We start from the raw sequence: 23423 nt of genomic DNA on the forward strand, positions 1-23423 counted from the left end.
TATTCAGGAACCCCTTTCTTTTTGTTGCGCCGGCATGCTGATCGGATTGCCCAGGGAAACCAAGGATCACGAGAACCGGGTGGGTATGACGCCCAGCGCCGTGAAGACCCTGACGCGCCATGGACACCGGGTGCTGGTGGAAAGCGGGGCAGGGAACGGCAGCTATCTCGCGGATGAGGAGTATCTCGGCGCTGGAGCCACCATCGTCTCCCGCGCCGAGGATGCCTGGGCGGCGCAGATGGTGGTCAAGGTCAAGGAACCGACCGCAGCCGAGTACGCATATCTGCATCCGGGGTTGATTCTTTTCACTTATCTGCATCTCGCCTCGGATCGGGCGCTTACCCTGGCACTGCTGGAGCGCGGCGTGACCGGCGTCGCCTACGAGACGGTCCAGACCGATGGCGGGCAGCTGCCGCTGCTGACGCCCATGAGCGAGGTCGCCGGACGCATGGCGACCCAGATCGGCGCGACCTACCTGCAGAAGACCTACGGCGGCCGCGGTGTCCTGATGGGCGGCGTGCCCGGCGTGGCGCCGGCCAACGTCGCGATCCTGGGCGCGGGCATCGTGGGCACCAATGCGGCCCGGGTCGCGGTCGGCTCAGGTGCGCAGGTCACCGTTCTCGACATCAGCCATGACCGCCTCAAGTACCTGGACGACATCTACCATGGGCGGCTGCAGACGCGCATCAGCGACGAATCCAACATCGAGGAGATGGTCTGCAGCGCCGATCTGGTGATCGGCGCCGTGCTGATACCCGGCGGGCGCACCCCCTGGCTGGTGACGGCCGGGATGCTGCCGAACATGCGTAGGGGCGCCGTGATCGTCGATGTCGCGGTGGATCAGGGAGGATGCGTCGAGACCACGCGTGCGACCACCCACAGCGATCCGACCTACGAGGTCGACGGCGTGCTGCACTACGGTGTCGCCAACATGCCCAGTGCGGTGCCGCGCACCAGCACCTTTGCGCTGAACGCTCAGACGGCGCCCTATGCGCTGCATCTCGCCAATGAGGGGCTCGATGCTCTGCGCCGCGACCCGGTGCTGCGCCACGGCCTCAATACACACGCTGGGGCGATGACCCATCCGGCGATTGCAAAGGAGTTCGACCTGAAGTATATTGATCCACTCCAAGCGCTGTAACCCACCCCTCCCACCGAGCAGTTCAACCCTCAAGAGGCACGTGAAATGAAATTCACAACTCCTGTACTCATCAGTGTGTTGCTCGCCGCCAGCCCATCCGTTTCGGCTGCCATCGACATCCATTTCGACTACCGGTACGACACCGGTTTCTTCACCGGCGCCAACAGCCATCGCCAGGACATTCTCAACGCCGCCGCCGCGACCTTCGAGAGCCGCCTGGAGGACAGCCTGAGTGCGGTCCTGTCGTCCGGATCGAACAGCTTCAGCGCCACGTTCTTCCGGCCGGACAGCGGCGTCCTGGAAACCCTTCGCGAATTCAGCGTCGCCGAGAACCAGATCGTGGTGTTCACCGGCGCCCGCGCGATCGCCGGCAGTGCCATCGCCACCGGCGGTCCGGGCGGGGTGGGCATCGATCGCGTCAACAGTATCGAATTCAGGGACAATGTGCTGAGCAGGGGGCAGACGGGGGCGCTCGGCCCGCTCGCCGGGCGGACCGACTTCGGGCCATGGGGCGGATCGCTCGCGTTCGACAGCGCCGCCAACTGGTACTTCGATCCCGATCCCGCGACGGACGAGACCTTCTCCGGATTCGACCTGTTTTCCGTGGCGGTGCATGAACTGGGTCACATCCTGGGCTTCGGTACCGCCGATTCGTACGGGAATCTGGTTTCCAACGGTGTCTTCACCGGGGCTGCCGCGACCGCCCTCCTGGGCAACCCTCCCCCCCTGGCCGGCGACAACGACCACTGGCGGGACGGGCTCAGCTACCTGGGCCAGGAAGCGGCGCTGGATCCCACCATCGCTGCCGGACAGCGCAAGCATTTTACCGAACTCGACTTTGCGGCGTTGCAGGACATCGGCTGGGAAGTGTCACCCATCCCGGAGGCGGATACCTGGGCCATGATGCTTGCCGGCCTGGGACTGCTCGGCTGGCGCCTGCGGGCATCCTCCCGGCGCGCAGCCTGATCGCGTCCCCGGGATGCCGGAGCGGAAAATTTGCCTTTTTGTCCCATCCGTTTATGAGGTATCTTGTTCACTGAGCATTCCCTGTTTTCATCGCTCATGGTGACGGAATCGTCCATCCGGGTGACCCTCTGCCTCGCTGAGGGCGCTCGCGCCGCGATTCCATAGCAGAAGCGCGTCAGCAGGGCAAACTTCTTACTGCCCAGACGGACGGCACGCCCATGCCCCACAGCGTCACCCTGATCACCACGATCGCCGTGAGCCTGGGTCTTGCCCTGCTCCTGGGCCTGCTCGCCAACCGCTTCAAGCTTCCGGTGCTGGTGGGCTATCTGGTCGCAGGCGTCATCCTGGGTTCCAATACGCCAGGTTTCGTGGCGGATATGGAACTCTCCGCGCAACTGGCCGAAATTGGCGTCATCCTGCTGATGTTCGGGGTGGGCCTGCATTTTTCGCTGAATGATCTCCTCGCGGTGCGCCGGATTGCGCTGCCGGGAGCGATCGTCCAGATAGGCGTGGCCACCGCCCTGGGCGCGGCGGTCGCCACGGCCTGGGGGTGGGATCCGGGGGCGGCGATTGTATTCGGTGTGGCGCTCTCCACCGCAAGCACGGTTGTGCTGCTGCGGGCGCTGGAGCAGCGCGGGGTGCTGAAGTCCGTCAACGGGTCGATCGCGGTGGGCTGGCTGGTGGTCGAGGATCTCGCCATGGTCATGGTCCTCGTGCTCCTGCCGCCACTCGCTGGCTGGCTGGATGCGCCTGCCGAAAGTGCGGCGCATCCCATCGGCGCGGAATGGCTGATGCCGCTGCTGATCACCTTCGGCAAGGTGGCGATATTCATCGCACTCATGCTGATCGTGGGGAAGCGGGTGTTTCCCTGGCTGCTGTGGCATGTGGCAAGCACCCACTCGACCGAACTTTTCATCCTGAGCGTGATTGCGGTGGCCATCGGTATCGCCTATGGTTCAGCGATGCTCTTCGGTGTTTCGTTCGCACTGGGCGCGTTCTTCGCCGGCATGGTCATGCGCGAGTCCGACCTGAGCCATCGTGCCGCGCAGGAGTCATTGCCGCTAAGGGATGCCTTTTCCGTGCTGTTCTTCGTGTCGGTTGGCATGCTGTTCGATCCGAACGTTTTTATCGACCAGCCTTTCGCTGTGATCGCGACGTTGGCCATCATCATCATCGGCAAGTCGCTGGCAGCCTTCCTGCTGGTGCTGGCGTTCCGCTACCCGCTCAATACCGCACTGACGGTATCGGCGAGCCTTGCCCAGATCGGCGAGTTCTCGTTCATTCTCGCTGCGCTCGGGGTGTCACTTGGACTGTTGCCGGTCGAGGCGCAGAGCCTGATCCTGGCGGGAGCCTTCATCTCGATCACGCTCAATCCCCTGGTGTTCCGGATCATCGAACCTGCGCAGGAATGGATACGCTCACGCTCCCGGGTGGCTCGTGTTCTGGAGCGTTCCGGCGACCCCCTGGCGGAGCTGCCGGGATCGGTGGCCTCGAGCTACGTGACCAGCCACGTGGTACTCGTGGGATACGGCAGAGTCGGCCGGCATATAGGCGAGACCCTTACCGGACAGGGTCTGGCGCTCGTGGTGGTGGATCAGAATCGTGAGATGGTCGAGGGGTTGCGCAGGCATGGCATCCATGCGGTGGCGGGAGACGCGGCCGATCCTGCGGTACTGATACAGGCCCACATCGCGCGCGCCAGGGTACTCGTGATAGCGGTTCCCGATACGCTGCGATCCCGCCGCATGATCGAGATCGCGCACATGCTGAATCCTTCGGTCGAGGTCACGGTGCGTGCCCACAACGAGGAAGAGGCCGGGTTGCTGAGCAGAGAGAGCGGAAGTACGGTATTCCTGGGTGAGCGTGAACTCGCACTCAGCATGACACGCCATGTGTTGCAGGTATGCGGCACGTACGAGACGACAGGGGCGCAGACCCGCGGCGTGGGACACGGATAGCGCGTTGCTGGAAGGCGAGCGCGCAACCGGAGCGTCGCGATCCCCACCCGCACCGTTTTTGCGGCGCGTTTCGCCACGGGTGCGCCAGTATTTGTTAAAGTAATGCCTGACGAGACCGGCTGTCCTCCGTGGCGGACCGTTCGAGGACGAATGCCACGCGCCGGCAGCGTCGTACATCTGCCGTACGGCGCGGGAATAAAGAGTGAAGACGAGGAACCTTGCATGACCGAGAAGAACATCACGATCTACTACAAGCCCGGCTGCAGCAAATGTCGCGCCACGCTGGGATTGCTTCAGGACAGCGGAAAGGCATTCGATGCCGTCGACTACTACGGGACGCCCCTGACCGTCGAGGCGTTGCGCGAACTGATCGTCAAGCTGGGCTTGTCGGTGCGCGACATACTGCGCGTGGACGAGCCTTTGGCGCGCAGCCTGGGGCTTGACGAGCGTCAGCCACCGGATGACGAGTTGCTGCGCATCATGGTGGCCAATCCGGATCTGATCCAGCGTCCGATCGTGGTGCGCGGCGAGGAGGCGGTGCTGTGCCGTCCGCCGGAGAACGTGCGGCACCTGCTGGAGAAATGATGCCGGAACGGGCGGGTAGGCGAAGCGGCGTGCGGGCCCGATTGATCGGAACGGTACGGTGGATGGCGTGGTGCATGGTGATCTCCCTGCCGGGGTGGGCCGCCGCTCCGGCCCAGGCGGCTTGCAGCGGATGCCTGTGTCCGGGCAATCCCTGTAAGTTGTGCCCCCTGCCGCCGCTGAAGGACAGTCCGGATGCAGCGCAGGAAGTGGGCGCATGTGTCAGGATTCGCGAGAGCGTCACCCCGGTTTCAAAGGAGACGGAGCCGGATGCCCACTATGCAAGCCTCAACAATGCAATGAGGGAGTGCGTCAAGAACGGGGGAGACGTTTTCATGAACTCGCGCCGGAATCCGGAGTTTCCCTACAAACACTATTGCAAGCCCTATCTCCCGTTGAAACCCTAGCGGTCTGGCGAAACCGATCCGGAACCGCCCGGCGCATGCTTGCCCGACAGTCCGCGAGGATTCTTTTTTGGCGGATGTGCGGGAGAAAGGATAGAAATGGTCGCTCATGGGGATACCATGCGGGAAGATGGCGACACCGGCATCGCCTCGCGGTCGCGGCTGCAGGACAAGCCCAAGAATTTTCTGAAGCTGATCCTGCTCGGATTCGCACTGGTGGGACTTCCCCCCATCATTGCGCTCGTCGACAGTGCGTTTTCCATCGACCGCATGGCGGACCAAAGTCGAAAGGCCGTCTATCGGGCAGCGCAGATCGCCCATGGCAGCCGTGTCCTTGCGGATGAGATCGCCGCCATGGAGCGCGCCGTGAGGCAGACGCACATTCTTGGCGATACCTCCCTGCTGGAAAACTACTTCCGCGCACACGAGAAGTTCGGAAGCGCCGTCGCCGATCTCCTTGAACTCTCCCTGCATGCCGAGCAGAAGCGATTGCTGGAAGAGATGCAGGGATTGGAAGCCTCGATTCTTCAGGAAATCTCCCTGATGAGTAATTCTCCGGAGGAACTGCTCGCCTTGGTGGGAAAGTTCGTTCCTCTCAGGGATGCCGCAAGAGTCTTCTCGGCGGCAGGGTATACGCTGATCGAGCGCGAGGTGGGAGAGATGCAGGACATGGCGACGAATGCCCGCATCACGGTCGTATGGCAGCTGTTTGCACTGATTCCTTTCGCGATCCTGCTGGCATTCGTTTTTTCGCTGTGGATCGCGCATCCGATGCGCCAGATCGACGAAGCGATCCGAACCATGGGAGAGGGAGGATTGTCCAAGTCCATTCGGGTGAATGGCCCGCAGGATCTGCGGTACCTGGGAGAACGCCTGGACTGGCTGCGCCATCGGTTGCTCAAGCTCGAAGAACAGAAGACCCGGTTTCTGCAGCATGTTTCCCATGAGCTCAAGACGCCCCTGACCGCCATGCGCGAAGGCGCCGATCTGCTGGCGGAGGGTATCGCGGGGGAGTTGACCGGGGAACAGCAGCGGATAGCCAGAATTCTGTACAGCAACAGCGTACAATTGCAGCGGCGTATCGAGGACCTGCTGAACTACAGCGCATTGCAGACAGAGAAAGCGGCACTGGTGAAGCAGCGCATGAATCTGGCACAAATCCTCGAGGAGGTATTGCAGGATCAGAATCTTGCCATCATGAACAAGGGCCTGCAAATGAATATATGCTGTCCAGATATCCTCCTGGACTGTGAGCGGCAGAAGATCAAGGTGATCATGGACAACCTGTTGTCGAATGCGGTCAAATTCTCTCCACCAGGCGGGCAGATCCATATCCGGGCGGAGCGGGTCGGCGAGATGGTGCAGTTCGACATCCGGGATGAAGGAACGGGCGTTGCCGAGATGGATCGCAAGAACGTATTCGAACCTTTTTATCAAGGGCAACAGGCATTCGACGGTCATGTTCGGGGGACCGGGCTCGGACTCTCCATCGCGCGCGAATATGCGCATGCACATGGAGGCACCATGGAACTGCTGCAGCATGCCGGCCCGGGTGCGCATTTTCGATTCATCCTGCCGGTTCGCGATTCCGAGAGGGTCGCATGAACCGTGTGATACTGGCTCGCCTGTTGGCGACGACAATCGTGGTGGCGCTGGCTGCCTGCTCCATTCCCCCCAAGGTTTCCAAGACCCCGCAGCCGGTCTCGGCGGTGCCGCTTGATGCGGCACCGGATCCGGCAGCGGATCCTCTGCCGCTGGATCTGATCGTGGCGGGTCAGCTGGAGGATCTGATGCAGTACTACGACGCCGTGCGCAGATTGCCGCCAGGGGAGCTTGCGCGCGTTCATGAAAAGGTCAGGCAGAACTTTACGCTCAACAGGAGCGACATGAACCGGGCCAGGCTGATCGTGCTGCTGATCCTGCCCAATACCGCCTCGCGCGATCCTGTCGCGGCATTGCAGCTGCTCAACGACTGGCAGCGCGGCAACGGACCGGTGACGGGCCTGCAGAGTTTCAGGAACCTGCTTTTGGCCCTGCTTGCGGAGCAACAGAAGCTGGGCGGCAGCGTAGAGGAATTGTCGTTGAAATTGAAGGAAGAGCAGAAGCGGGCGGAAATCCTGCAGAAGCAGATCGAGGCCATCAAGAGCATGGAAAGGAATCTTATCCTCAGGGCGCCTTGACTTGCGGGCGGGGAGCGGGCTGGCGGTTGCGGCCGTGGCGGCGATCCTCCGAATCGCACCCTGCATCTATTCCGTCGTTTTCCAGGTTTCTACCCAATCCCGGGATGAAGCGATGCCAATGACTGCCGTATCTCCGAGTATGACACATGCCTGATATCCGCCCCAGAATCCTTGTCGTCGATGACGATGCAGACCTGCTGGAACTCCTCACCATCCGCCTGACGGCGGCGGGTTACAGGACGGACGTGGCTCACAGTGCGGAGGCAGCGCTCAACTACCTGGATGTGACGCGTCCCCAGCTCATCATCAGCGACATGAAGATGAGCGGCATGGACGGCATGGCGCTGTTCGAGCAGGTGCACCGCGCGTTGCCGGCTCTGCCGGTGATCATACTGACCGCGCATGGCACCATTCCCGATGCCGTGGCAGCAGTCCAGCGCGGCGTATTCGGCTACCTCGCCAAGCCTTTCGACAGCAAGACGCTGCTGACCCACGTCAGCCAGGCGCTCAGGTGCGTTCCCGGCAACGGCGGTGCGGGCGAGGACGGGCCTGCGTGGTCCGACACCATCGTCACGCGCAGCGCCGTCATGGAAGACCTGCTCACCAAGGCCAGGCTGGTGGCGGATGGCGACGCGAGCGTGCTGATCTACGGCGAGAGCGGGGTGGGCAAGGAACTGCTGGCGCATGCCATACATGAGGCTTCCAAGCGTCGCCACCATCCGTTCGTGGCGATCAACTGCGCGGCGATCCCGGAGCAGCTGCTCGAATCGGAATTGTTCGGCCACGTCAAGGGAGCATTCACGGGCGCCGTACGGGATCACAAGGGGTTGCTGCAGCTGGCGGAAAAGGGAACGCTGTTCCTGGACGAGATCGGGGACATGCCGCTGCTGCTCCAGGTCAAGCTGCTGCGCGTGCTCCAGGAGCGGCAGGTCCGTCCGGTGGGCGCCACGCATACCATCCCGGTGGATGTGCGCATCATTTCGGCTACCCATCGGGATCTGAAGTCGGAGATCGTCAACGGGAGCTTTCGTGAAGACCTCTACTACCGGTTGGATGTCGTCGCGCTGACCATTCCCGCCCTATCGCAGCGGCGCGAGGATATCCCCCTGCTGGCGAATCACTTTCTCGCCACGTTCTCCCGGAAGTACGAAAAGAGCATCAACGGCTTCTCTCCGGAGGCGATGGAGATGATGGTCAGTGCCTCATGGCCCGGCAACGTGCGCCAGCTCATGAACGTCGTGGAGCAGTGCGTGGCTCTGAGCACCGCTCCGCTGGTCTCGCCGGTACTCATGTATGACGCGATCCACAAGGAGGAGGAGCAACTGGTCTCATTCGAGGATGCGCGCCGGGGATTCGAAAGAGACTATCTGGTGCGTGTGTTGAAGATCACGGATGGCAACGTGACCCAGGCGGCACGGCTTGCAAAGCGCAATCGGACAGAATTCTACAAGCTTCTGCAGAGATATCAGCTCGACGCCTCCGTATTCAAGTCGCCTCGGGTCTGATCATCTCCAGGTGCTGCGCGTGGAAGAGGCCGTCGGTTAGCCCGGCCGGGCAGCCCGGTAGAGCGGCATGACGACAGGCAGGAGTGATTCGATCTGCTGGATGCGGGTGGAGTCGGTCGGATGGCTGCTGAGGAATTCGGGCGGGCGCGATCCGGAGCCGGCACCCATCATTTTCCGCCACAGGGTGACGCCGGCCTGCGGATCGTAGCCCGCGCGGGCAGTCAATTCCAGGCCGATACGATCGGCCTCTGCCTCGTCGGTGCGGCTGAAGTGAGTGGCGATCAGTGTCTGGTAGCCAATGCCGGCAAGCTGGGCCGCATTGCGCCCAAGACCCAGCATTGCCGACCCGACCTGCATCGCCGCCTGCGCCGTGATCGCCTGGGATATCTGTTCGCGCGAATGTTCGCGCAGTGCGTGGGCGATCTCGTGGCCCATCACGACTGCAATTTCGTCGTCTGTCAGTTTCAGGCGGTTGACCAGGCCGGAATAGAACATGATCTTTCCACCCGGCATGCAGAAAGCGTTGAGCTCGTTGCTTTCGATGATGTTGACTTCCCATTTCCACGCCGGCGCATCACGCCGGAATATGCCGGTCTGCGGCTCGATCCTGCGGGAGATCGCCTGCAGGCGCCGCAGCATCGCCTCATCCCGGTTCAGCGTACCCTTGTCCACCGCATCCGTCTTCATCCTGGCATAGCCCTGGGCGGCAGTCTGCTCCAGTTGTTCCGATGAGATCAGCATCAGCTGGGAGCGGCTTGCACCGACCGCGCCACCTGCGGTCGTCGTGGCGCAACCGGCCAGGATCGCCAATGCGGCGAAGCAGGCCATGGCCGTCCACCCCCGGAAAATGGGTGCGGATCGCCGGATTGGCATCGCAGCGACAGGGAAAAGGAATGGGCTCGAGGAAAGATATGCGTGCATTTGCTGCCTGTCGTCGGGCATCCTACCGGACGACTTCCGCCCGCTCTATCACCACGTCTTCCAGAGGCACGTCCTGATGACCGCTGCGGCTGCCTGTACGGACCTGTCGGATCTGATCCACCACCTCCCTGCCTTCGACGACCTCGCCGAACACGCAATAGCCGAAACCTTGTGGGGTGGGAGAAGTATGGTCGAGAAAATGATTATCGGCGACATTGATGAAGAATTGCGCCGACGCCGAGTGCACGTCGGAAGTGCGGGCCATGGCGATGGTATATCTTTTGTTCTTGAGGCCGTTTGCAGCCTCGTTCTGTATCGGCATGCGCGTCTGTTTTTGTTTCATGCCCGGCTCGAAGCCGCCGCCCTGGATCATGAATCCATCGATCACACGGTGAAATATCGTGTTGTCATAGTGTCCGCTGCTGGCGTAGTCGATGAAGTTCTGGGCGGTCAGGGGTGCCTTCTCGGCGTCGAGGTCGATCGAGATGATGCCATGGCTGGTGTGCAGTCTGATCATGATGGTCCTTATCGGGTGGTGGTATTCGTCGTGGCGGCCGGCAGGAGCTTGGCCGCTTCGATGACGACCGGGGTGACGGGAACATCGCCGGCGAACGGACCCGCCGAACCCGTCGGCGTCGCGGCGATGCGGTTGACGATCTCCATACCTTGGGTCACCCTCCCGAATACGGTGTAGCCGTAGCCTCTGGGCGTTGGTGCGGTATGGTCGAGGAAGGTATTATCGGCGACGTTGATGAAGAACTGGGCAGTCGCGGAGTGCGGATCCGAGGTCCTGGCCATGGCGATGGTGCCGGTCTCGTTTCTCAGTCCGTTCGCCGCCTCGTTCCGGATGGGTCCTTTTTCCGGCTTCTCTTTCAGGGTCTTGTCATACCCGCCGCCCTGGATCATGAATCCGGGGATGACCCGATGGAACAGGGTGCCTGCGTAATGGCCCTCTCGCACGTAGCCCAGGAAATTCTCAACTGTCCTGGGAGCCTTGTCGGGATAGAGTTCCAGCACGATCGTACCCAGGCTGGTCCTGATCTCGATCTGGGGGTCCGCGGCATGGGTCGTCGCCGGAACGCAGAAGGAAAGCAGCGTGAAGAAGAGAAGTCTGGCGGATGGCATGGGATTCTTCATGGAAGCAGAGGAAAAAAGTTTATCAATGATCGCTAGGCGGCGTTTTCATAGATGATCTTCCATGAACCACCCTCGTTCTTTTCCCTCATCCAGTACTGACGTTTCTTCATCCTGTTGGAGAGGTTATTGCTGGCGTACTCCTGGTCAAAGTCGATCACCACCAGATCGTCCCTTCCGGGATAGCGGTACATCCCGACGTTTTCGATGCTCACCCTGATCCAGTTCTTGGTCGCACCGACCTGACGCTTGTGCTGGATCCATTCGGCAAGCCCCTGGCTGCCGCTGGAGAAATCCTGTCCATAGTGCCGGACATAGGAGTCGATATTCCCGCTTTCCCAGTCTCGCCGCCAGCTTTCCAACTGCTGTGCCAGCACGGAGCGAAGTGCGGCTGTGTCGCCGGAGGTGCTCCACTCCGTCTCGTCACTGATGATGACGGGGGTGATGCCGACCTGCAGCAGCTTGCTTACCGTATCGAGGTCCTGGTTGGAGAGTACCACGCATCCATCGCTGGCACGAGGGGGTCGACTGTAGGTATTCGAGGGGGTTCCATGCAGCCAGATACCATATCCGTTGCGTCCGTGGCGCTTGTCCCATTCGTTGGGGTAGTCGATCGGGAATGCACCGTTACCATAGAAGTCGGTAAGCTTTTCGCGCGGCAGATTGGCCGTGATGAAGTACACGCCGACCGGAGTCTTCTTGTCCCCCTCCTTCAGCTTCTGCGATCCGTTCTTGCCGCTGCTGATATAGTAGTCGGCAAGGTAGCGGGGTTCTCCCCCAACATTCTGATACGCATAGAGCCGGGACCTGCGGGTGTCGGCGATGATGGCATACTTCTGTTCCGGCGGCATCTGCAGCAGATACCTGGGCACCATGTTGCGCGGGACGGTCTCGCGATGACGCTGCACCCTGGCACGGGCTTCCTCACGCAGGTCCACGATGCTTTGCCGGGATATCCCATTGCCATCGCCAAGGTCGCTGATGGCGCGTGCACGCGCCATCAGCAGGTCACCCTTGACGAGTTGCGCCAGCCGGAAATTGGGAGTGATCCTGAGCAGTTGCTCGATGCTGTCCAGGGCGGCATCCATGCGGTTCTCGGCAATTTCCTGCAGACTCCTGACGAGCATTGCCTCCGGATTGGCCCTGGACAATTCGGAAAGAATCAGGCTGTCATCCGCACTGGATGCGCTCGTCGATGCAAGGCAGCACGCCGACAGCAGGGCTGCTCCCGTCAGGTTTCTGCCCAGTGCGCGATCTCGCCCGGGAAAGACCAGCCGTCGTCCGTTCATCGTCCGATCTGCTCCTGATGGATCAGCCATCTGTCTCCTGATTTGACCATTTCAAGGGTCTTGCCCGTGGTGCTTCTGACGATATCGGAATAATACGATTGCCGGAAACTGACCCGCGCATGGGTTGCATCCACCGAGCTGACCTTGACGTGAGTGATGTCCAGGCGTATGGATTTCGGTTTTTCTATACGCTCGCGGCGACCCTTTTCCCATGCGGCGCGCGACACGCCCTTGGGCGGGCGGAAGCTGCCGGCATAGAACCCGAGGTAGGCTTCGACATCCTTGCTCGACCATGCCTTCGCCCAGGCGTCGATCGCTCCGAGAACGTCGCTGGAGTCGTTTCGTGGGGCGGAAGCTGGTTTCACGGCTGCAAAGGGATTGGCGGGGGCTGGGTGCTCGGGCGTTCTTGCGGCGGTTTTCGACGGGGTATTTTCCAGCGATTTTTCTGCAGACCTTGCTGGTGTCCTGTCAGCGGCCTTGCCTGGATCGGGTGCCGGTGGCACCGGGACTGCGAGGGCAAGCTGGGTTTCCCGGGGATGGTCCTGCACGCCCCAATTCCTGATCATCGAGAGCCGGGTCTGCGCCACCGCCTTGCCCTTGTCGAGTTGCAGGGCCTTGTCATACGCCTGACTGGCCATCGTGGCGTAGATGCCGCCAAGGTTCTGGTGCGCGGTGGAGTAGCTGGGATGCGTGCGCAGAGCCGCTTCCAGCGCGCTCCTGGCCTTCTCGTACTGGCCCTGGCTGGCATACAGTACGGCGAGGTTATTGTAGGGTTCAGGCATATCAGGGTAGTCTTCCGCCAGCGAGGCGAACACCCGGCTGGCGTCCGCCACCTTGTTCTGCTCGGTCAGGATCAATCCCTTCTGGAATCGCATCTGGGCATCCTTGGAGTGCTTGGCAAGGTAGGCGTCGGCCCGTTCCAGTGCCTTGGCCAGATTGCCCTGTCGGAAAAGCCTGGAGACTTCTTCGTTTTCATCGGCAAAGGCAGTGGCGGTCGTCATCAGCAGAGCAGCGGCACAGGCAGCCAGGAGCATATCGACCCGGCGAAAATTTGGCGATTTCATTGTGCTATACTGCCTCGGTTTTGTGTTGGGCCAGTCCCGCAGCCTGACCAGCCTGGGGGGAAATCGGCTGCAAGGCATCAGGAATCCATGCTGCGTCATTTTTCAGCGAATATGCCTGCCATTGGCACTTGAGCACGTGAAGTCGCCGTCATTCGTTTTTGCCCAACCCGTCCTCCCACTTCGATTCCTCGCGTCCGACTGGCTGCCAGAGTATCCGATCTTCGTCAGAATGCCTGCCGATTCTACCAAGAAGCCTGTGCGTTTCACAATCTTGCCCCATGCTCCGGATTCATAATTCGCTCGCAAGGGAGAAACAGCTCTTCGTTCCTCTGGTCCCGGGGAGCGTCGGGATGTACGTCTGCGGCATGACGGTCTACGATTACTGCCATCTCGGGCATGCACGCATGATGGTTGTATTCGATATGGTGGTGCGCTGGCTGCGGGCGAGCGGCTACGAGGTGACATACGTCCGCAACATTACCGACATCGACGACAAGATCATCCGGCGTGCACAGGAAAACGGCGAATCCATCGAGGTGTTGACCGGCCGCTTCATTCGGGCGATGGATGAGGACAGTGCGGCGCTCGGTGTCCTGCCTCCCAGTCTGGAGCCGCGTGCCACCCTGCACGTGGATCGGATGATCGTCCTGATCCGTACGCTGCTGGATAAAGGGCTGGCCTACACTGCGGGGAATGGCGACGTTTATTACGCTGTGCACCGGTTTCCAGGTTATGGGAAGCTCTCCGGGAAATCGCTGGAGGATCTCCGGGCCGGGGAGCGGGTATGCGTGGATCCCTACAAGGGCGACCCGCTGGACTTCGTGTTGTGGAAGGCCGCCAAGCCGGGCGAGCCGCAGTGGGATTCGCCGTGGGGGGCCGGACGCCCCGGCTGGCATATCGAGTGCTCTGCGATGAGCGGGCACTACCTGGGCCGGCATTTCGACATCCACGGCGGTGGGCAGGACCTGCAGTTTCCTCACCACGAGAACGAGATTGCGCAAAGCGAGGGTGCGAATGACCATCCTTTCGCCAACTACTGGATGCACAACGGTTTCGTGCGCATCAACGACGAGAAGATGTCCAAGTCACTCGGCAATTTTTTTACGGTACGTGAAATCCTGCGCCGTTATCAGCCGGAGGTGGTACGCTTCTTCATCCTGCGTGCGCACTACCGCAGCCCGCTTAATTATTCGGATCAGCATCTCGATGACGCGCGACGCGCGCTCGATCGCCTGTACACTGCTCTGAAGGACAGTACGGCGACCGGCTCTTCCGAGATCGTCGACTGGAGCCAGGCTTCGGCGCGGCGCTTCAGAGAGGCGATGGATGATGATTTCAACACGCCTGAGGCCATCGCGGTGCTGTTCGATCTCGCCAGCGGCATCAACCGCGACGGGTCGCCGGGGGATGCGGGACTGCTGCGGGCGCTGGGCGGCGTGCTGGGACTGCTGCAGCGGGATACGCGGGAACACTTCCAGGATACGATGGGCAGGGAAGATGCCGTCCTCGACTCGGCCGATGTCGAGCGCCTGATCCAGCAGCGTCTCGTCGCGCGGACGAACAGGGATTATGGGGAGGCAGATCGTATCCGCGGGGAATTGCTTGAGGCTGGCATCGTCCTCGAGGACGGCCCCCAGGGTACGACCTGGCGACGGGAATAGGGACGCCGGGCGCATGAGGCACGATCCTGCTTTTCGAAGACGGTGTGCAGGACATGCGGTGCGTATGCCGTATGGTAGCGAACGTTCGATGGGATTCATCCGGAGAAGGAGGATCATCCATGGCCTCGGTACTCGACGCGTTGGTGCGCGCCTTCCGGGATCTGTTCCGGTTTCAGGTGCTGTGGATCGTCGTATGGCCGATACTTGCGGCGGCGACGCTATGGCTGATCCTGGGCGTGGCGTTCTGGGGAACCTTCTCAGGGTGGATCGCGGAGGGCCTTGCTGCGATCGGCATTCAGGACTGGCTCGAAGGCGTGGAACCGCGCTGGATGGCCCATGGTCTCCAGGGAGTCGCCCACCTGTTGCTCTTCGTGCCGCTGGTGTTCGTGACGGCGCTGGTGATGACCGCACTGTTCGCCATGCCCGCCCTGGTACGCCTGGTGGCGGCGCGCGACTATCCGTCGCTCGTCCGCGCGCGCGGAGGCGGATTGATGGGCAGCCTCCTCAATGCCATGGTTGCCGTCGCCGTATTCATCGTCATCTGGCTGGCCGCCATTCCGCTATGGCTGGTCGGTGCCGGAATGATCATTCCCTTCGTCGCGGCTGCCTATCTGAACCAGCGCCTGTTCCGCTATGATGCGCTGGCGGAGCATGCGGATCGCGAGGAGATGCGGGTCTTGTTCTCGGCGTGCCGTTCATCGCTCTGGAGCCTGGGATTGGTAACGGGTCTGGTACAGTTCATCCCCTTCTTCAATCTGTTTGCCCCGGTGCTGGCGGGCTTGACGTTCATCCATTTCGGCCTGGCGCGTCTCCAGGCACTGCGCCACAATTCTGCGGCCGCTGTTCGCGCATAGGTTCGGCAGGGTCGCTGCATGTATCCCGTACTGGCTGTCGGCGGGATTGGATACCTGGACGAATGAGCGCCGTGAGCGTCCGATCCGATAGACTGCTTGCCATCATGGTGCCGTAGGATTATAAGTTACCGTATGATTCCCGTACCGGCGTGCCTGCCAGGATGAACGGGAATGCCATTCATTCCATCAGGGGGTCTCATGAGAATCTTTTCGATAGCATTTTTCGCCTGCGCCCTGGTGGGGTGGCAGGGGGTCGCTCTGGCCTACCAGGATATCTTTTCGAAACGTGAGGCTGCAGGGAACCCGGAGCCGCAACAGGCGGACGATCCCGGGCTGGGGTTGAAGGGCAAGAAACCGAACCAGGAGGCGAAGCCCTGGGAGGCGAGGCCCTGGGAACAGGAGGGCGCCACCGAGAAATCAAAGCCGCAGAGAACGAACAAGACCTGGCGGACAAGCCGCAAGGACAGGATGGAGCAGAAGTACAGCAGGGATGACGAAGCCGCAGGCCACGGGGGGGCGGCCCAGCATCGAAGCAAGTGGAGGCGGCACCAGTTGAACAACGAGCGCTACGATCCCTGGGGCGTACGCCAGCAGTGACGGTGGCATCACCTGACGAATGGGCGTGCGTGAGCGGGGGTGTCCTTCGATCCCCTCCGGTTGTGCCGGCCCGCCGACCTTGGGGCACCAGACTTCTTCCCTTCCCTTTTCCCTTGGAATGCCATGTCCGATAACCTGCTGATCATCGCTGCCGCTGCCACGCTCCTCGTCACCATGGCTTTCCTGGTGGTCAGACTTGGCATGCTCTCCACGCTGGTGCGGGAACTGCTGGGTCGCCAGGCAGCGATGCTCGAGGAGAAGCATCGCGATATGCTCAAGGACATGCACGAGGGGTTCGCGCATCAGGGCGACCGTCTGTCGGAGACCCTCGCAAGGACGACCGAACAGTTGCGCGGTACCGTGGAAACGCGACTGGACCAGATCGGCGGGCGCGTCACCGATCGCCTCGACGAGGGCTTCAGGAAGACCAACGAAACCTTTACCAGCGTCATGGCGCGGCTGGCAGCCATCGACGAGGCGCAGAAAAAGATAGACAGTCTGACCACCAACGTGGTGAGCTTGCAGGAATTGCTGGGCGACAAGCGTTCCCGCGGCGCGTTCGGCGAGGTCCAGCTGGAGACCCTGGTACGCAATATTCTGCCGACGGCAGCCTATGCCATGCAGCATACCCTCTCCAACGGCTACCGCGCAGACTGTGTCCTGAAACTGCCGCCACCCACCGGGATGGTGGCCGTGGATTCGAAATTTCCCCTGGAGAACTTTCACCGCATGTTCGATCGGGATACTGACGAGGCCGGACGGCAATCCGCGCAAAGGCAGTTCAAGCTCGACGTGAAAAGGCACGTGGATGCGATCGCCGGGAAATACATCCTGCCACCGGAGACATGCGAGGGCGCGGTGATGTTCGTGCCCGCAGAGGCGGTATTCGCCGAGATTCACGCCTATCACGCGGATGTCGTGGACTACGCCATGCAGAAGCAGGTCTGGATCGTTTCACCGACGACGCTCATGGCAGTGCTGAATACTGCGCGCGCAGTGCTCAAGGATCTCGAGACCCGTGAGCAGGTGCATGTCATCAAGCACGAGCTTTCCAAGCTCGGCAGGGACTTCGTGCGCTTCGACGAGCGCATGAAGAAACTGGCCGACCACATCCGCCAGGCCAACCACGACGTGGAGGAGGTACATATTTCCAGCCGCCGGATCAGCCAGCGCTTTGCGCGCATCGACGCGGTCGAGGTGGATTCGGGAGATCTGGCGGAACAGCCCACCGACGAGCCACGGTGAGGGTTGCTTCACAAGCCTCGGCGGGAGCCGGATGTCTCATGCGCGTCGGGGCACTGTCTGGAATATGCTGATGTCATGGAATTTCAAGAACTGGTACCGTGCCCGTATCCTAGAAAACCAGTCGATTCCGGATGATCTGTGGAAGAGGGTGATCAGTCGCCTGGATTTTCTACGAGGCCTGAATCATGTCGAACTGAAGCGTTTGCGCGAGTGCGCCACGCTGTTTCTCCATGCCAAGCAGATAAGCGGGGCGCACGCGCTGGTCGTCACGGAGGAGATGCACGTACTCATCGCGGTGCAGGCGTGCATCCTGATCCTGAATCTCGATCTGGACTACTATGACGATTGGGTTGAAGTTATTGTATATCCCGGCGAATTCCTCCGTACCTACGAGTATACAGATGAAGCGGGGGTGGTGCATCATGAGAGCGAACCGGCGTCGGGCGAGTCGTGGCTGGGAGGACCGGTCATCCTGTCATGGGAGGATGCAGCCGCATCGGGGCGCGGCTACAACGTAGTCATACACGAGTTCGCTCACAAGCTCGACATGCTCAACGGCGACGCCAACGGGTGTCCCCCGTTGCATACCGGCATGAGCCAACAGGCCTGGAGCGAGTCTTTCGGTCGGGCGTACACGGATTTCTGCGAGGAAGTGGAGGCGATCGAAAGGGACGCGCCCGAAGCGGGCGCCCATTCCGCCGTGGGTGCCGGCATCGATCCCTACGCGGCCGAGAGCCCTGCGGAGTTCTTTGCCGTCCTGAGCGAGGCGTTCTTCGAGATTCCGCTGGCGGTAAAGCTGCATTTTCCGGTGGTCTATACGCAACTGGCGCTGTTCTATCGCCAGGATCCGGCACTGCGCTGGATCAAGGGCGTGCCGGATCGAACCTGAGAGGAGGAGCGGATGGGCGCATATTTCATCGGTGCCGATATCGGCGGCACCAAGGTTCTGCTGCAGGCGGCGCAGTCCGTCGAAGGCGGTATCCGGGTGTGCTGTGAACGGCGCTATCCGAGCCGCGATTACCCGGATTTTTCCCGCATGCTTGCGGATTTTCTGAGAGAAGTGGCTTCGACAGGGCTGCCGGACGTCCCCGTCTCGGCCTGTTTCGCCGTGGCGGGGCCGATCGCGCGGCAACAGGTGCGCCTCACCAATTTGCCGTGGGTGATGGACGGTGCCGCCATCTCAAGCGAATTCTCGATTCCCGCCGTCAGTCTCATCAATGACTTCAAGGCGGTGGCTCTGGGCATCGGGATTCTCTCCGCGGATGATCTGGCGACCTTGCAGCCCGGCAGGCCGGAGGCGCGGGGGACGGGCGTGGTACTCGGAGCGGGTACCGGCATGGGAGGAGCGTGGCTGGTGTGGCAGGGGGATCGCCACGTGCCGCTGTCCAGCGAGGCAGGACACATGGATTTCGCTCCCGGCAACGCCCTGCAGGATGAGCTGCTGCAGTACCTGCGAGCAAGATTCGGGCACGTGTCGGTCGAGCGGCTGCTGTCGGGGCCGGGGCTGGTCAATATCTTCGATTTCATCGTCGATCGTCATGGAACCGACGCGTCGATGATCGCCCAGGCGGGTGACGGGACTCACCAGGGGCCGGCACAGGTGACCGACCTTGCGCTCAATCACCGCCATCCGCTTGCGCTGGAGGCGCTGGATCTGTTCGTCCGGATATATGGGGCCTATGCCGGGAACCTGGCACTGGCGGCGCTGAGCCGTGGGGGAGTCTATGTGGCTGGGGGCATCGCTCCCCGGATAGTCGGACAGTTGCGGGAGGGGGGGTTCATCGAGGCGTTTCGCGACAAGGGACGGTTTTCCGGACTGATGGAGGAGATCCCCGTGCACGTCGTGACGAATCCGAAGGTCGGCCTCCTGGGCGCGATGCGCGAGGCACAGCGCCTCGCCAGGGAGGCGGGGAGGGCGGTGTAGCAGCATACGGGAGATCAGGCGCACCCGGTGCGTGGGTTTCCGGTGGGGGGCCTGCAACAACCGTAGCATTCATCCTTCGAGGGGCACCGAGCAGATCAGAAATAGGGCCAGGCATCGCATTGAATTTTTCACGGCCCGTTCTGCGCGGTGCGGAAATGGAGCGGTATCCGGCAATGAATCAGATACGGATGCCGCCCATTGCGACATGCCATGATCGCGATCCAGCCCGATGGTTGTCGCCCTGGCAACTTTCAATGTCGATGACATTTCGATGCCCGCGGCATCCCATTCAGAGAATAATTGTTGCCGGACGAAAGACCAGAGCCTTCGCATGGGCACCATCCGTGATCGGGATGGTCCCATGCTGGGGCTCCAATACGCTGGAATATCGGCTCGGCCGACTGACAGCTGCTTCAAAGGCAAGCAAATATTGTTGACATTCAGCACAAACTGATGAGAATATACTCAGCATTATATAAAAACCTCCAGGGTAAACTCATTTTACGTCGGCTCAGGCTTGGCCCCAGCCTTGGACAAGTTCGATCGAATCTACAAGCTGCACGGCATCCTGCGCAACCGGCGTACTCCGGTCACGCGGGCGGAATTGCTGTTGCAGCTTGAATGCACGGAGCCCACGGTTTATCGCCTGATCCGGGCGATGAAGGACTACCTCAATGCGCCCATCGAATGGCATGGAGAACTGGGGGGCTATTATTACCAGCAGAATGCCGATGGCGGTACGTATGAACTGCCGGGCCTCTGGTTCAATTCGAGGGAACTGCAGGCTCTGCTGGTATTCGGGCATTTGTTCGAGAACCTCGATTCAGGTCTCCTGCGCGAGCACCTGGCGCCCTTGTCGCATCGCATCCAGGCATTGCTCGATCATCACCGTCTCGGTCTGAACGAGGCTGTCCAGCGCATCCGAATCCTCGGGATGGCGGCGCGACCGGCGGGATCATGGTTCCATGTCGCGGCCAGCGCGACCTTGCAGCGCAGGATGCTGCAGATGCGCTATCACGGTCGCGAACGCGATCGGACGACCGAACGTACGATATCGCCGCAGCGCCTGACGCATTATCGGGACAACTGGTACCTCGACGCCTGGTGTCATCTGCGCAACGGCCTACGCTGTTTCGCCGTCGACCGCATCGCACATGTGTCGGAAACCGGGGAACCTGCGCATGATGTCGCCGACGAGCAGCTGGACGAGCACTACGCGAGTGCCTACGGCATTTTCGGCGGCAGGGCAGTCAAGACCGCCATCCTGCGTTTCTCTCCCGGGCGCGCGCGGTGGGTGGCCGACGAGCGGTGGCATCCGCGGCAGGCCGGCCAGTTCCTGACCGATGGAAGCTATGAACTCAGGATTCCGTACCGGGACGATCGCGAGCTCGTCATGGATATCCTCAAGCATGGCCCGGAAGTTGAGGTGGTCTCACCCGCCTCTCTGCGCCTGGCAGTGGTGGAAAGCCTCGATGCGGCGTTGAAGCGGTACGGGTAGGGAGACTGAATTCATCGCTATCGCGAATTGAAAGTGGAGATGGTTAAAGTGCGGGCATGTGCGGATAGCGTGGACAGATATCGAGCGTTGCATCAACCGTTGAACGATGACCAGGCTGGACAGGCGTTGGTGATCTACAGGGATCAGTAACATGCTGTTCACATTCAATGAGACAGTGAGCTGATGCGGAGTATGCGGACGATCCCGGTATTCATCAATATTCCGTCTACGATCAATTTCTTTGCAACGCTTGGCAGGGACAGGGGATAAAACTTAGTATGACATAGACGTATATTGTCAGACCGGAATTATTTATGGATGAGCCACAAAGGGAGTTGCCGCTGCCGTTTCCGGAGCTGTCCGGCGATCTGCCGTTGTTGCCCGCGCGCATGGTCAACGAGTACCAGTATTGTCCCCGGCTGGCATATCTGGAATGGGTTCAGGGGGAATGGTCGGAGTCGTCGGATACTGTTGAAGGGCGGCATGCGCATCGTCGGGTTGACAAGCCGGGGGGTGATTTGCCGAACCCAGCCGATGTCGAGGCAGGGGAGCGCGTGCATGCACGCTCGATTACGCTTTCGTCGAACCGGCTTGGACTGATCGCGAGAATGGATCTGGTGGAAGGAGACGGCAATGTCGTTACTCCCGTCGACTACAAGCGCGGCAAGCGCCCTCATGTGGCTCAAGGGGCCTATGATCCGGAACGCGTTCAACTATGCGTGCAGGGTCTGATATTGGAAGAGCATGGCTATCAGTGCGATGAGGGCATGCTTTATTTTGCTGAGAGTCGCGAACGGGTACGCGTGGCTTTTTGCGAGGAACTGCGCGCACTGACGAGAAATGCCATCGATGGGTTGCGGCTTATCGCAGCGGGAGGACGTATCCCGCCCCCGCTCCAGGACAGTCCCAAATGTCCTCGCTGCTCACTGGTCGGCATCTGCCTGCCGGATGAGGTGAATTTTCTCAAGAAGGAGGACACGGCACCGCGTCCTCTGGCCGTGGCTCGCAGTGAGGCGCTGCCGGTTTATGTACAGGCACGTGGTGCAAAAGTGGCGAAAAAGGGTGAGGTGCTCGAAATATCGGTTGAGGACAAGGCCATGCAGACGGCACGGTTGATCGATGTATCCCAACTCGTGCTGATGGGAAACATCTATGTCACCACGCCGACGCTGCATGAGCTGATGGCACGTGGTATCCCGATTTCGTGGCACTCCTTTGGCGGTTGGTTCCTGGGTCACAGTTTTGGCACGGGCCACAAGAATGTCGAAATCCGAACTGCTCAGTACCGTGCAAGCTTCGACGACAGCGTATGTCTGCGCATCGCCAAGGGCCTGGTCATGGCCAAGATTCAGAATCAGCGTACATTATTGCGACGCAACTGGAAGCGCGAGGAGGGTGCCGAGCACGTGATGGACGGTTTTCCTCATGATTTGCGCCGAGCTCAGCGGGCGGCGAATCTTCCCGAGTTGCTGGGTGCGGAAGGACAGGCCGCTGCCCGCTATTTTGGTCATTTCTCCGCAATGCTGAGCCGGCATGATAATGTGTCGATGCGATTTGACTTCACGACCCGCAATAGGCGGCCGCCGACCGATCCTGTGAATGCTTTGCTTTCCTATGCCTATGCACTACTGGTTCGTGCATGGACCATGGTGTTGACAGCCGTGGGCTTCGATGCGTATCGGGGTTTCTATCATCAGCCACGCTACGGCCGTCCCGCGCTTGCCCTCGATATCATGGAGCCGTTTCGGCCGCTCATCGCGGATTCGAGCGTGATCCAGGCCATCAACAATGGGGAGGTGCGGCCTACCGATTTCATCAGCGCCGCCGGCAGCGTCGCGCTTACCGAGGATGGCCGGAAGCGTTTCATCGGAACATTTGAACGACGCATGAGCCAGGAAGTCACCCATCCCTTGTTCGGTTACAAGCTGAGTTACCGCAGGTTGCTGGAATTGCAGTCCAGGCTCTTGGCGCGGCATCTTCTGGGGGAGATTGCCGAGTATCCCAATTTCACCACGAGGTAGCCATGCACACCGAACATCTTTATATAGTCGCCTATGACATCGCTGATCAGAAACGATGGCGGCGGGTCTACAATCTGATGAACGGCTACGGTGAATGGCTCCAGCTGTCGATCTTTCAATGCCGTCTCACAGCACAGCGCCATGCCGAGCTGGTTGCACTGCTCGACGGGATCATTCATCATAGGGATGACCATCTGATGCTGCTTGATCTTGGTCTCGCCGAGCAGGTTGTGCCGAGGGTGATCAGTCTCGGGAAAATGTTCACCCCAGTAGCTCGAGAGCCCGTGATCGTTTAATTTTTTTTTGCCGAGACCGAGCGAGCGCTGCAGTGATGTCTTCAAGGCCATGCAGCGCTCGGTAGTGCTAGGTCTTTAAAAATTCGGAATAATTTATTATGATAGGGCTGTTCGTCAGCATATTGCATCCATGGTATACTTCTGAACAGCTGACCTCTCGCAGTTATCCATCTAAATACTGGT

The 23423-nt window shown here is 60.8% G+C and carries 23 protein-coding genes; 17 read left to right on the forward strand and 6 right to left on the reverse strand.

The window, feature by feature from the left end; all coding sequences use genetic code 11:
• The first annotated feature begins 34 nt into the window (after positions 1–34).
• From ald to BT108_RS11345, 8 genes are all read left to right on the forward strand, one after another.
• Entirely contained in the window at positions 35–1141 is a 1107-nt protein-coding gene (gene ald / locus BT108_RS11310) for an alanine dehydrogenase (protein ID WP_072294641.1), read from the forward strand.
• A 45-nt stretch (positions 1142–1186) separates the two neighbouring features.
• Positions 1187–2107 (forward strand): matrixin family metalloprotease, encoded by a 921-nt coding sequence (locus BT108_RS11315; RefSeq protein WP_072294644.1) that lies wholly within the window; start codon positions 1187–1189, stop codon positions 2105–2107.
• A 218-nt stretch (positions 2108–2325) separates the two neighbouring features.
• A complete protein-coding gene (gene ybaL / locus BT108_RS11320; protein WP_072294647.1) occupies positions 2326–4065 on the forward strand; it encodes a cation:proton antiporter domain-containing protein in 1740 nt (579 codons plus the stop codon).
• 222 nt (positions 4066–4287) lie between these two features.
• Entirely contained in the window at positions 4288–4650 is a 363-nt protein-coding gene (gene arsC, locus BT108_RS11325) for an arsenate reductase (glutaredoxin) (protein ID WP_072294649.1), read from the forward strand.
• A 74-nt stretch (positions 4651–4724) separates the two neighbouring features.
• A complete protein-coding gene (locus BT108_RS11330; RefSeq protein WP_255369708.1) occupies positions 4725–5054 on the forward strand; it encodes a hypothetical protein in 330 nt (109 codons plus the stop codon).
• Positions 5055–5150: 96 nt separating this feature from the next.
• The gene (locus tag BT108_RS11335) at positions 5151–6656 is read left to right on the forward strand and encodes a sensor histidine kinase (protein WP_083566410.1); all 1506 of its coding nucleotides are present in this window, start codon (positions 5151–5153) and stop codon (positions 6654–6656) included.
• Complete coding sequence (locus BT108_RS11340; protein ID WP_143142480.1) at positions 6653–7231, forward strand: dihydrolipoamide acyltransferase; 579 nt, start codon at positions 6653–6655, stop codon at positions 7229–7231. The genes BT108_RS11335 and BT108_RS11340 overlap by 4 nt, the downstream gene beginning before the upstream one ends.
• Positions 7232–7377: 146 nt before the next feature.
• A complete protein-coding gene (locus BT108_RS11345; RefSeq protein ID WP_072294652.1) occupies positions 7378–8736 on the forward strand; it encodes a sigma 54-interacting transcriptional regulator in 1359 nt (452 codons plus the stop codon).
• A gap of 36 nt (positions 8737–8772) precedes the next feature.
• Here the strand turns inward: BT108_RS11345 and BT108_RS11350 are convergent, their stop codons facing one another.
• From BT108_RS11350 to BT108_RS11370, 5 genes are all read right to left on the reverse strand, one after another.
• Positions 8773–9564: a M48 family metallopeptidase gene (locus BT108_RS11350; RefSeq protein ID WP_072294654.1), complete on the reverse strand. Its 792-nt coding sequence runs from the start codon at positions 9562–9564 to the stop codon at positions 8773–8775.
• Positions 9565–9679: 115 nt separating this feature from the next.
• A complete protein-coding gene (locus BT108_RS11355; protein WP_072294657.1) occupies positions 9680–10174 on the reverse strand; it encodes a peptidylprolyl isomerase in 495 nt (164 codons plus the stop codon).
• An 8-nt stretch (positions 10175–10182) separates the two neighbouring features.
• Positions 10183–10782 (reverse strand): peptidylprolyl isomerase, encoded by a 600-nt coding sequence (locus tag BT108_RS11360; protein ID WP_072294659.1) that lies wholly within the window; start codon positions 10780–10782, stop codon positions 10183–10185.
• 44 nt (positions 10783–10826) lie between these two features.
• Entirely contained in the window at positions 10827–12080 is a 1254-nt protein-coding gene (locus tag BT108_RS11365; protein WP_072294661.1) for a L,D-transpeptidase family protein, read from the reverse strand.
• Positions 12077–13081, reverse strand: a complete 1005-nt coding sequence (locus BT108_RS11370) for a nuclear transport factor 2 family protein (RefSeq protein ID WP_255369709.1) — start codon at positions 13079–13081, stop codon at positions 12077–12079. The genes BT108_RS11365 and BT108_RS11370 overlap by 4 nt, the downstream gene beginning before the upstream one ends.
• A gap of 341 nt (positions 13082–13422) precedes the next feature.
• On the opposite strand from BT108_RS11370, the gene cysS reads away from it, so the two are divergent.
• From cysS to glk, 6 genes are all read left to right on the forward strand, one after another.
• Entirely contained in the window at positions 13423–14805 is a 1383-nt protein-coding gene (gene cysS, locus BT108_RS11375; protein ID WP_072294665.1) for a cysteine--tRNA ligase, read from the forward strand.
• 119 nt (positions 14806–14924) lie between these two features.
• The gene (locus tag BT108_RS11380) at positions 14925–15659 is read left to right on the forward strand and encodes an EI24 domain-containing protein (RefSeq protein ID WP_072294667.1); all 735 of its coding nucleotides are present in this window, start codon (positions 14925–14927) and stop codon (positions 15657–15659) included.
• 198 nt (positions 15660–15857) lie between these two features.
• On the forward strand, positions 15858–16256 hold the full coding sequence (locus BT108_RS11385; RefSeq protein ID WP_143142481.1) for a hypothetical protein: 399 nt from the start codon (positions 15858–15860) through the stop codon (positions 16254–16256).
• Positions 16257–16379: 123 nt separating this feature from the next.
• A complete protein-coding gene (locus BT108_RS11390) occupies positions 16380–17501 on the forward strand; it encodes a DNA recombination protein RmuC (protein ID WP_072294671.1) in 1122 nt (373 codons plus the stop codon).
• A gap of 70 nt (positions 17502–17571) precedes the next feature.
• Positions 17572–18390 (forward strand): M90 family metallopeptidase, encoded by an 819-nt coding sequence (locus BT108_RS11395; protein ID WP_072294690.1) that lies wholly within the window; start codon positions 17572–17574, stop codon positions 18388–18390.
• 12 nt (positions 18391–18402) lie between these two features.
• On the forward strand, positions 18403–19425 hold the full coding sequence (glk, locus tag BT108_RS11400) for a glucokinase (RefSeq protein ID WP_072294673.1): 1023 nt from the start codon (positions 18403–18405) through the stop codon (positions 19423–19425).
• A gap of 69 nt (positions 19426–19494) precedes the next feature.
• On the opposite strand, the gene BT108_RS13590 is transcribed toward glk, so the two are convergent.
• Positions 19495–19758, reverse strand: coding sequence for a hypothetical protein (locus BT108_RS13590; protein WP_143142482.1), 264 nt, complete (start codon positions 19756–19758; stop codon positions 19495–19497).
• Between the two features lie 184 nt (positions 19759–19942).
• Here BT108_RS13590 and BT108_RS11405 point away from each other — a divergent pair, with 184 nt between their 5' ends.
• From BT108_RS11405 to cas2, 3 genes are all read left to right on the forward strand, one after another.
• Positions 19943–20923, forward strand: coding sequence for a helix-turn-helix transcriptional regulator (locus BT108_RS11405; RefSeq protein ID WP_255369710.1), 981 nt, complete (start codon positions 19943–19945; stop codon positions 20921–20923).
• 314 nt (positions 20924–21237) lie between these two features.
• Positions 21238–22944, forward strand: a complete 1707-nt coding sequence (locus BT108_RS11410; protein WP_072294677.1) for a CRISPR-associated endonuclease Cas4/Cas1 — start codon at positions 21238–21240, stop codon at positions 22942–22944.
• A gap of 2 nt (positions 22945–22946) precedes the next feature.
• Positions 22947–23240 carry a CRISPR-associated endonuclease Cas2 gene (gene cas2, locus BT108_RS11415; protein ID WP_072294680.1) on the forward strand — a complete coding sequence of 98 codons (294 nt, stop codon included), beginning with the start codon at positions 22947–22949 and terminating at the stop codon, positions 23238–23240.
• Positions 23241–23423: the final 183 nt, after the last annotated feature.

This window comes from Nitrosovibrio sp. Nv17 (assembly GCF_900119085.1).
Taxonomy (GTDB): Bacteria; Pseudomonadota; Gammaproteobacteria; order Burkholderiales; family Nitrosomonadaceae; genus Nitrosospira.

Coding starts and splice junctions, on each gene's coding strand:
- ald (WP_072294641.1), top strand. CDS start 35: ATGCTGATCGGATTGCCCAGGGAAACCAAGGATCACGAGAACCGGGTG.
- BT108_RS11315 (WP_072294644.1), top strand. CDS start 1,187: ATGAAATTCACAACTCCTGTACTCATCAGTGTGTTGCTCGCCGCCAGC.
- ybaL (WP_072294647.1), top strand. CDS start 2,326: ATGCCCCACAGCGTCACCCTGATCACCACGATCGCCGTGAGCCTGGGT.
- arsC (WP_072294649.1), top strand. CDS start 4,288: ATGACCGAGAAGAACATCACGATCTACTACAAGCCCGGCTGCAGCAAA.
- BT108_RS11330 (WP_255369708.1), top strand. CDS start 4,725: ATGGTGATCTCCCTGCCGGGGTGGGCCGCCGCTCCGGCCCAGGCGGCT.
- BT108_RS11335 (WP_083566410.1), top strand. CDS start 5,151: ATGGTCGCTCATGGGGATACCATGCGGGAAGATGGCGACACCGGCATC.
- BT108_RS11340 (WP_143142480.1), top strand. CDS start 6,653: ATGAACCGTGTGATACTGGCTCGCCTGTTGGCGACGACAATCGTGGTG.
- BT108_RS11345 (WP_072294652.1), top strand. CDS start 7,378: ATGCCTGATATCCGCCCCAGAATCCTTGTCGTCGATGACGATGCAGAC.
- BT108_RS11350 (WP_072294654.1), bottom strand. CDS start 9,564: ATGGCCTGCTTCGCCGCATTGGCGATCCTGGCCGGTTGCGCCACGACG.
- BT108_RS11355 (WP_072294657.1), bottom strand. CDS start 10,174: ATGATCAGACTGCACACCAGCCATGGCATCATCTCGATCGACCTCGAC.
- BT108_RS11360 (WP_072294659.1), bottom strand. CDS start 10,782: ATGCCATCCGCCAGACTTCTCTTCTTCACGCTGCTTTCCTTCTGCGTT.
- BT108_RS11365 (WP_072294661.1), bottom strand. CDS start 12,080: ATGAACGGACGACGGCTGGTCTTTCCCGGGCGAGATCGCGCACTGGGC.
- BT108_RS11370 (WP_255369709.1), bottom strand. CDS start 13,081: ATGACGACCGCCACTGCCTTTGCCGATGAAAACGAAGAAGTCTCCAGG.
- cysS (WP_072294665.1), top strand. CDS start 13,423: ATGCTCCGGATTCATAATTCGCTCGCAAGGGAGAAACAGCTCTTCGTT.
- BT108_RS11380 (WP_072294667.1), top strand. CDS start 14,925: ATGGCCTCGGTACTCGACGCGTTGGTGCGCGCCTTCCGGGATCTGTTC.
- BT108_RS11385 (WP_143142481.1), top strand. CDS start 15,858: ATGAGAATCTTTTCGATAGCATTTTTCGCCTGCGCCCTGGTGGGGTGG.
- BT108_RS11390 (WP_072294671.1), top strand. CDS start 16,380: ATGTCCGATAACCTGCTGATCATCGCTGCCGCTGCCACGCTCCTCGTC.
- BT108_RS11395 (WP_072294690.1), top strand. CDS start 17,572: ATGTCATGGAATTTCAAGAACTGGTACCGTGCCCGTATCCTAGAAAAC.
- glk (WP_072294673.1), top strand. CDS start 18,403: ATGGGCGCATATTTCATCGGTGCCGATATCGGCGGCACCAAGGTTCTG.
- BT108_RS13590 (WP_143142482.1), bottom strand. CDS start 19,758: ATGCGAAGGCTCTGGTCTTTCGTCCGGCAACAATTATTCTCTGAATGG.
- BT108_RS11410 (WP_072294677.1), top strand. CDS start 21,238: ATGGATGAGCCACAAAGGGAGTTGCCGCTGCCGTTTCCGGAGCTGTCC.
- cas2 (WP_072294680.1), top strand. CDS start 22,947: ATGCACACCGAACATCTTTATATAGTCGCCTATGACATCGCTGATCAG.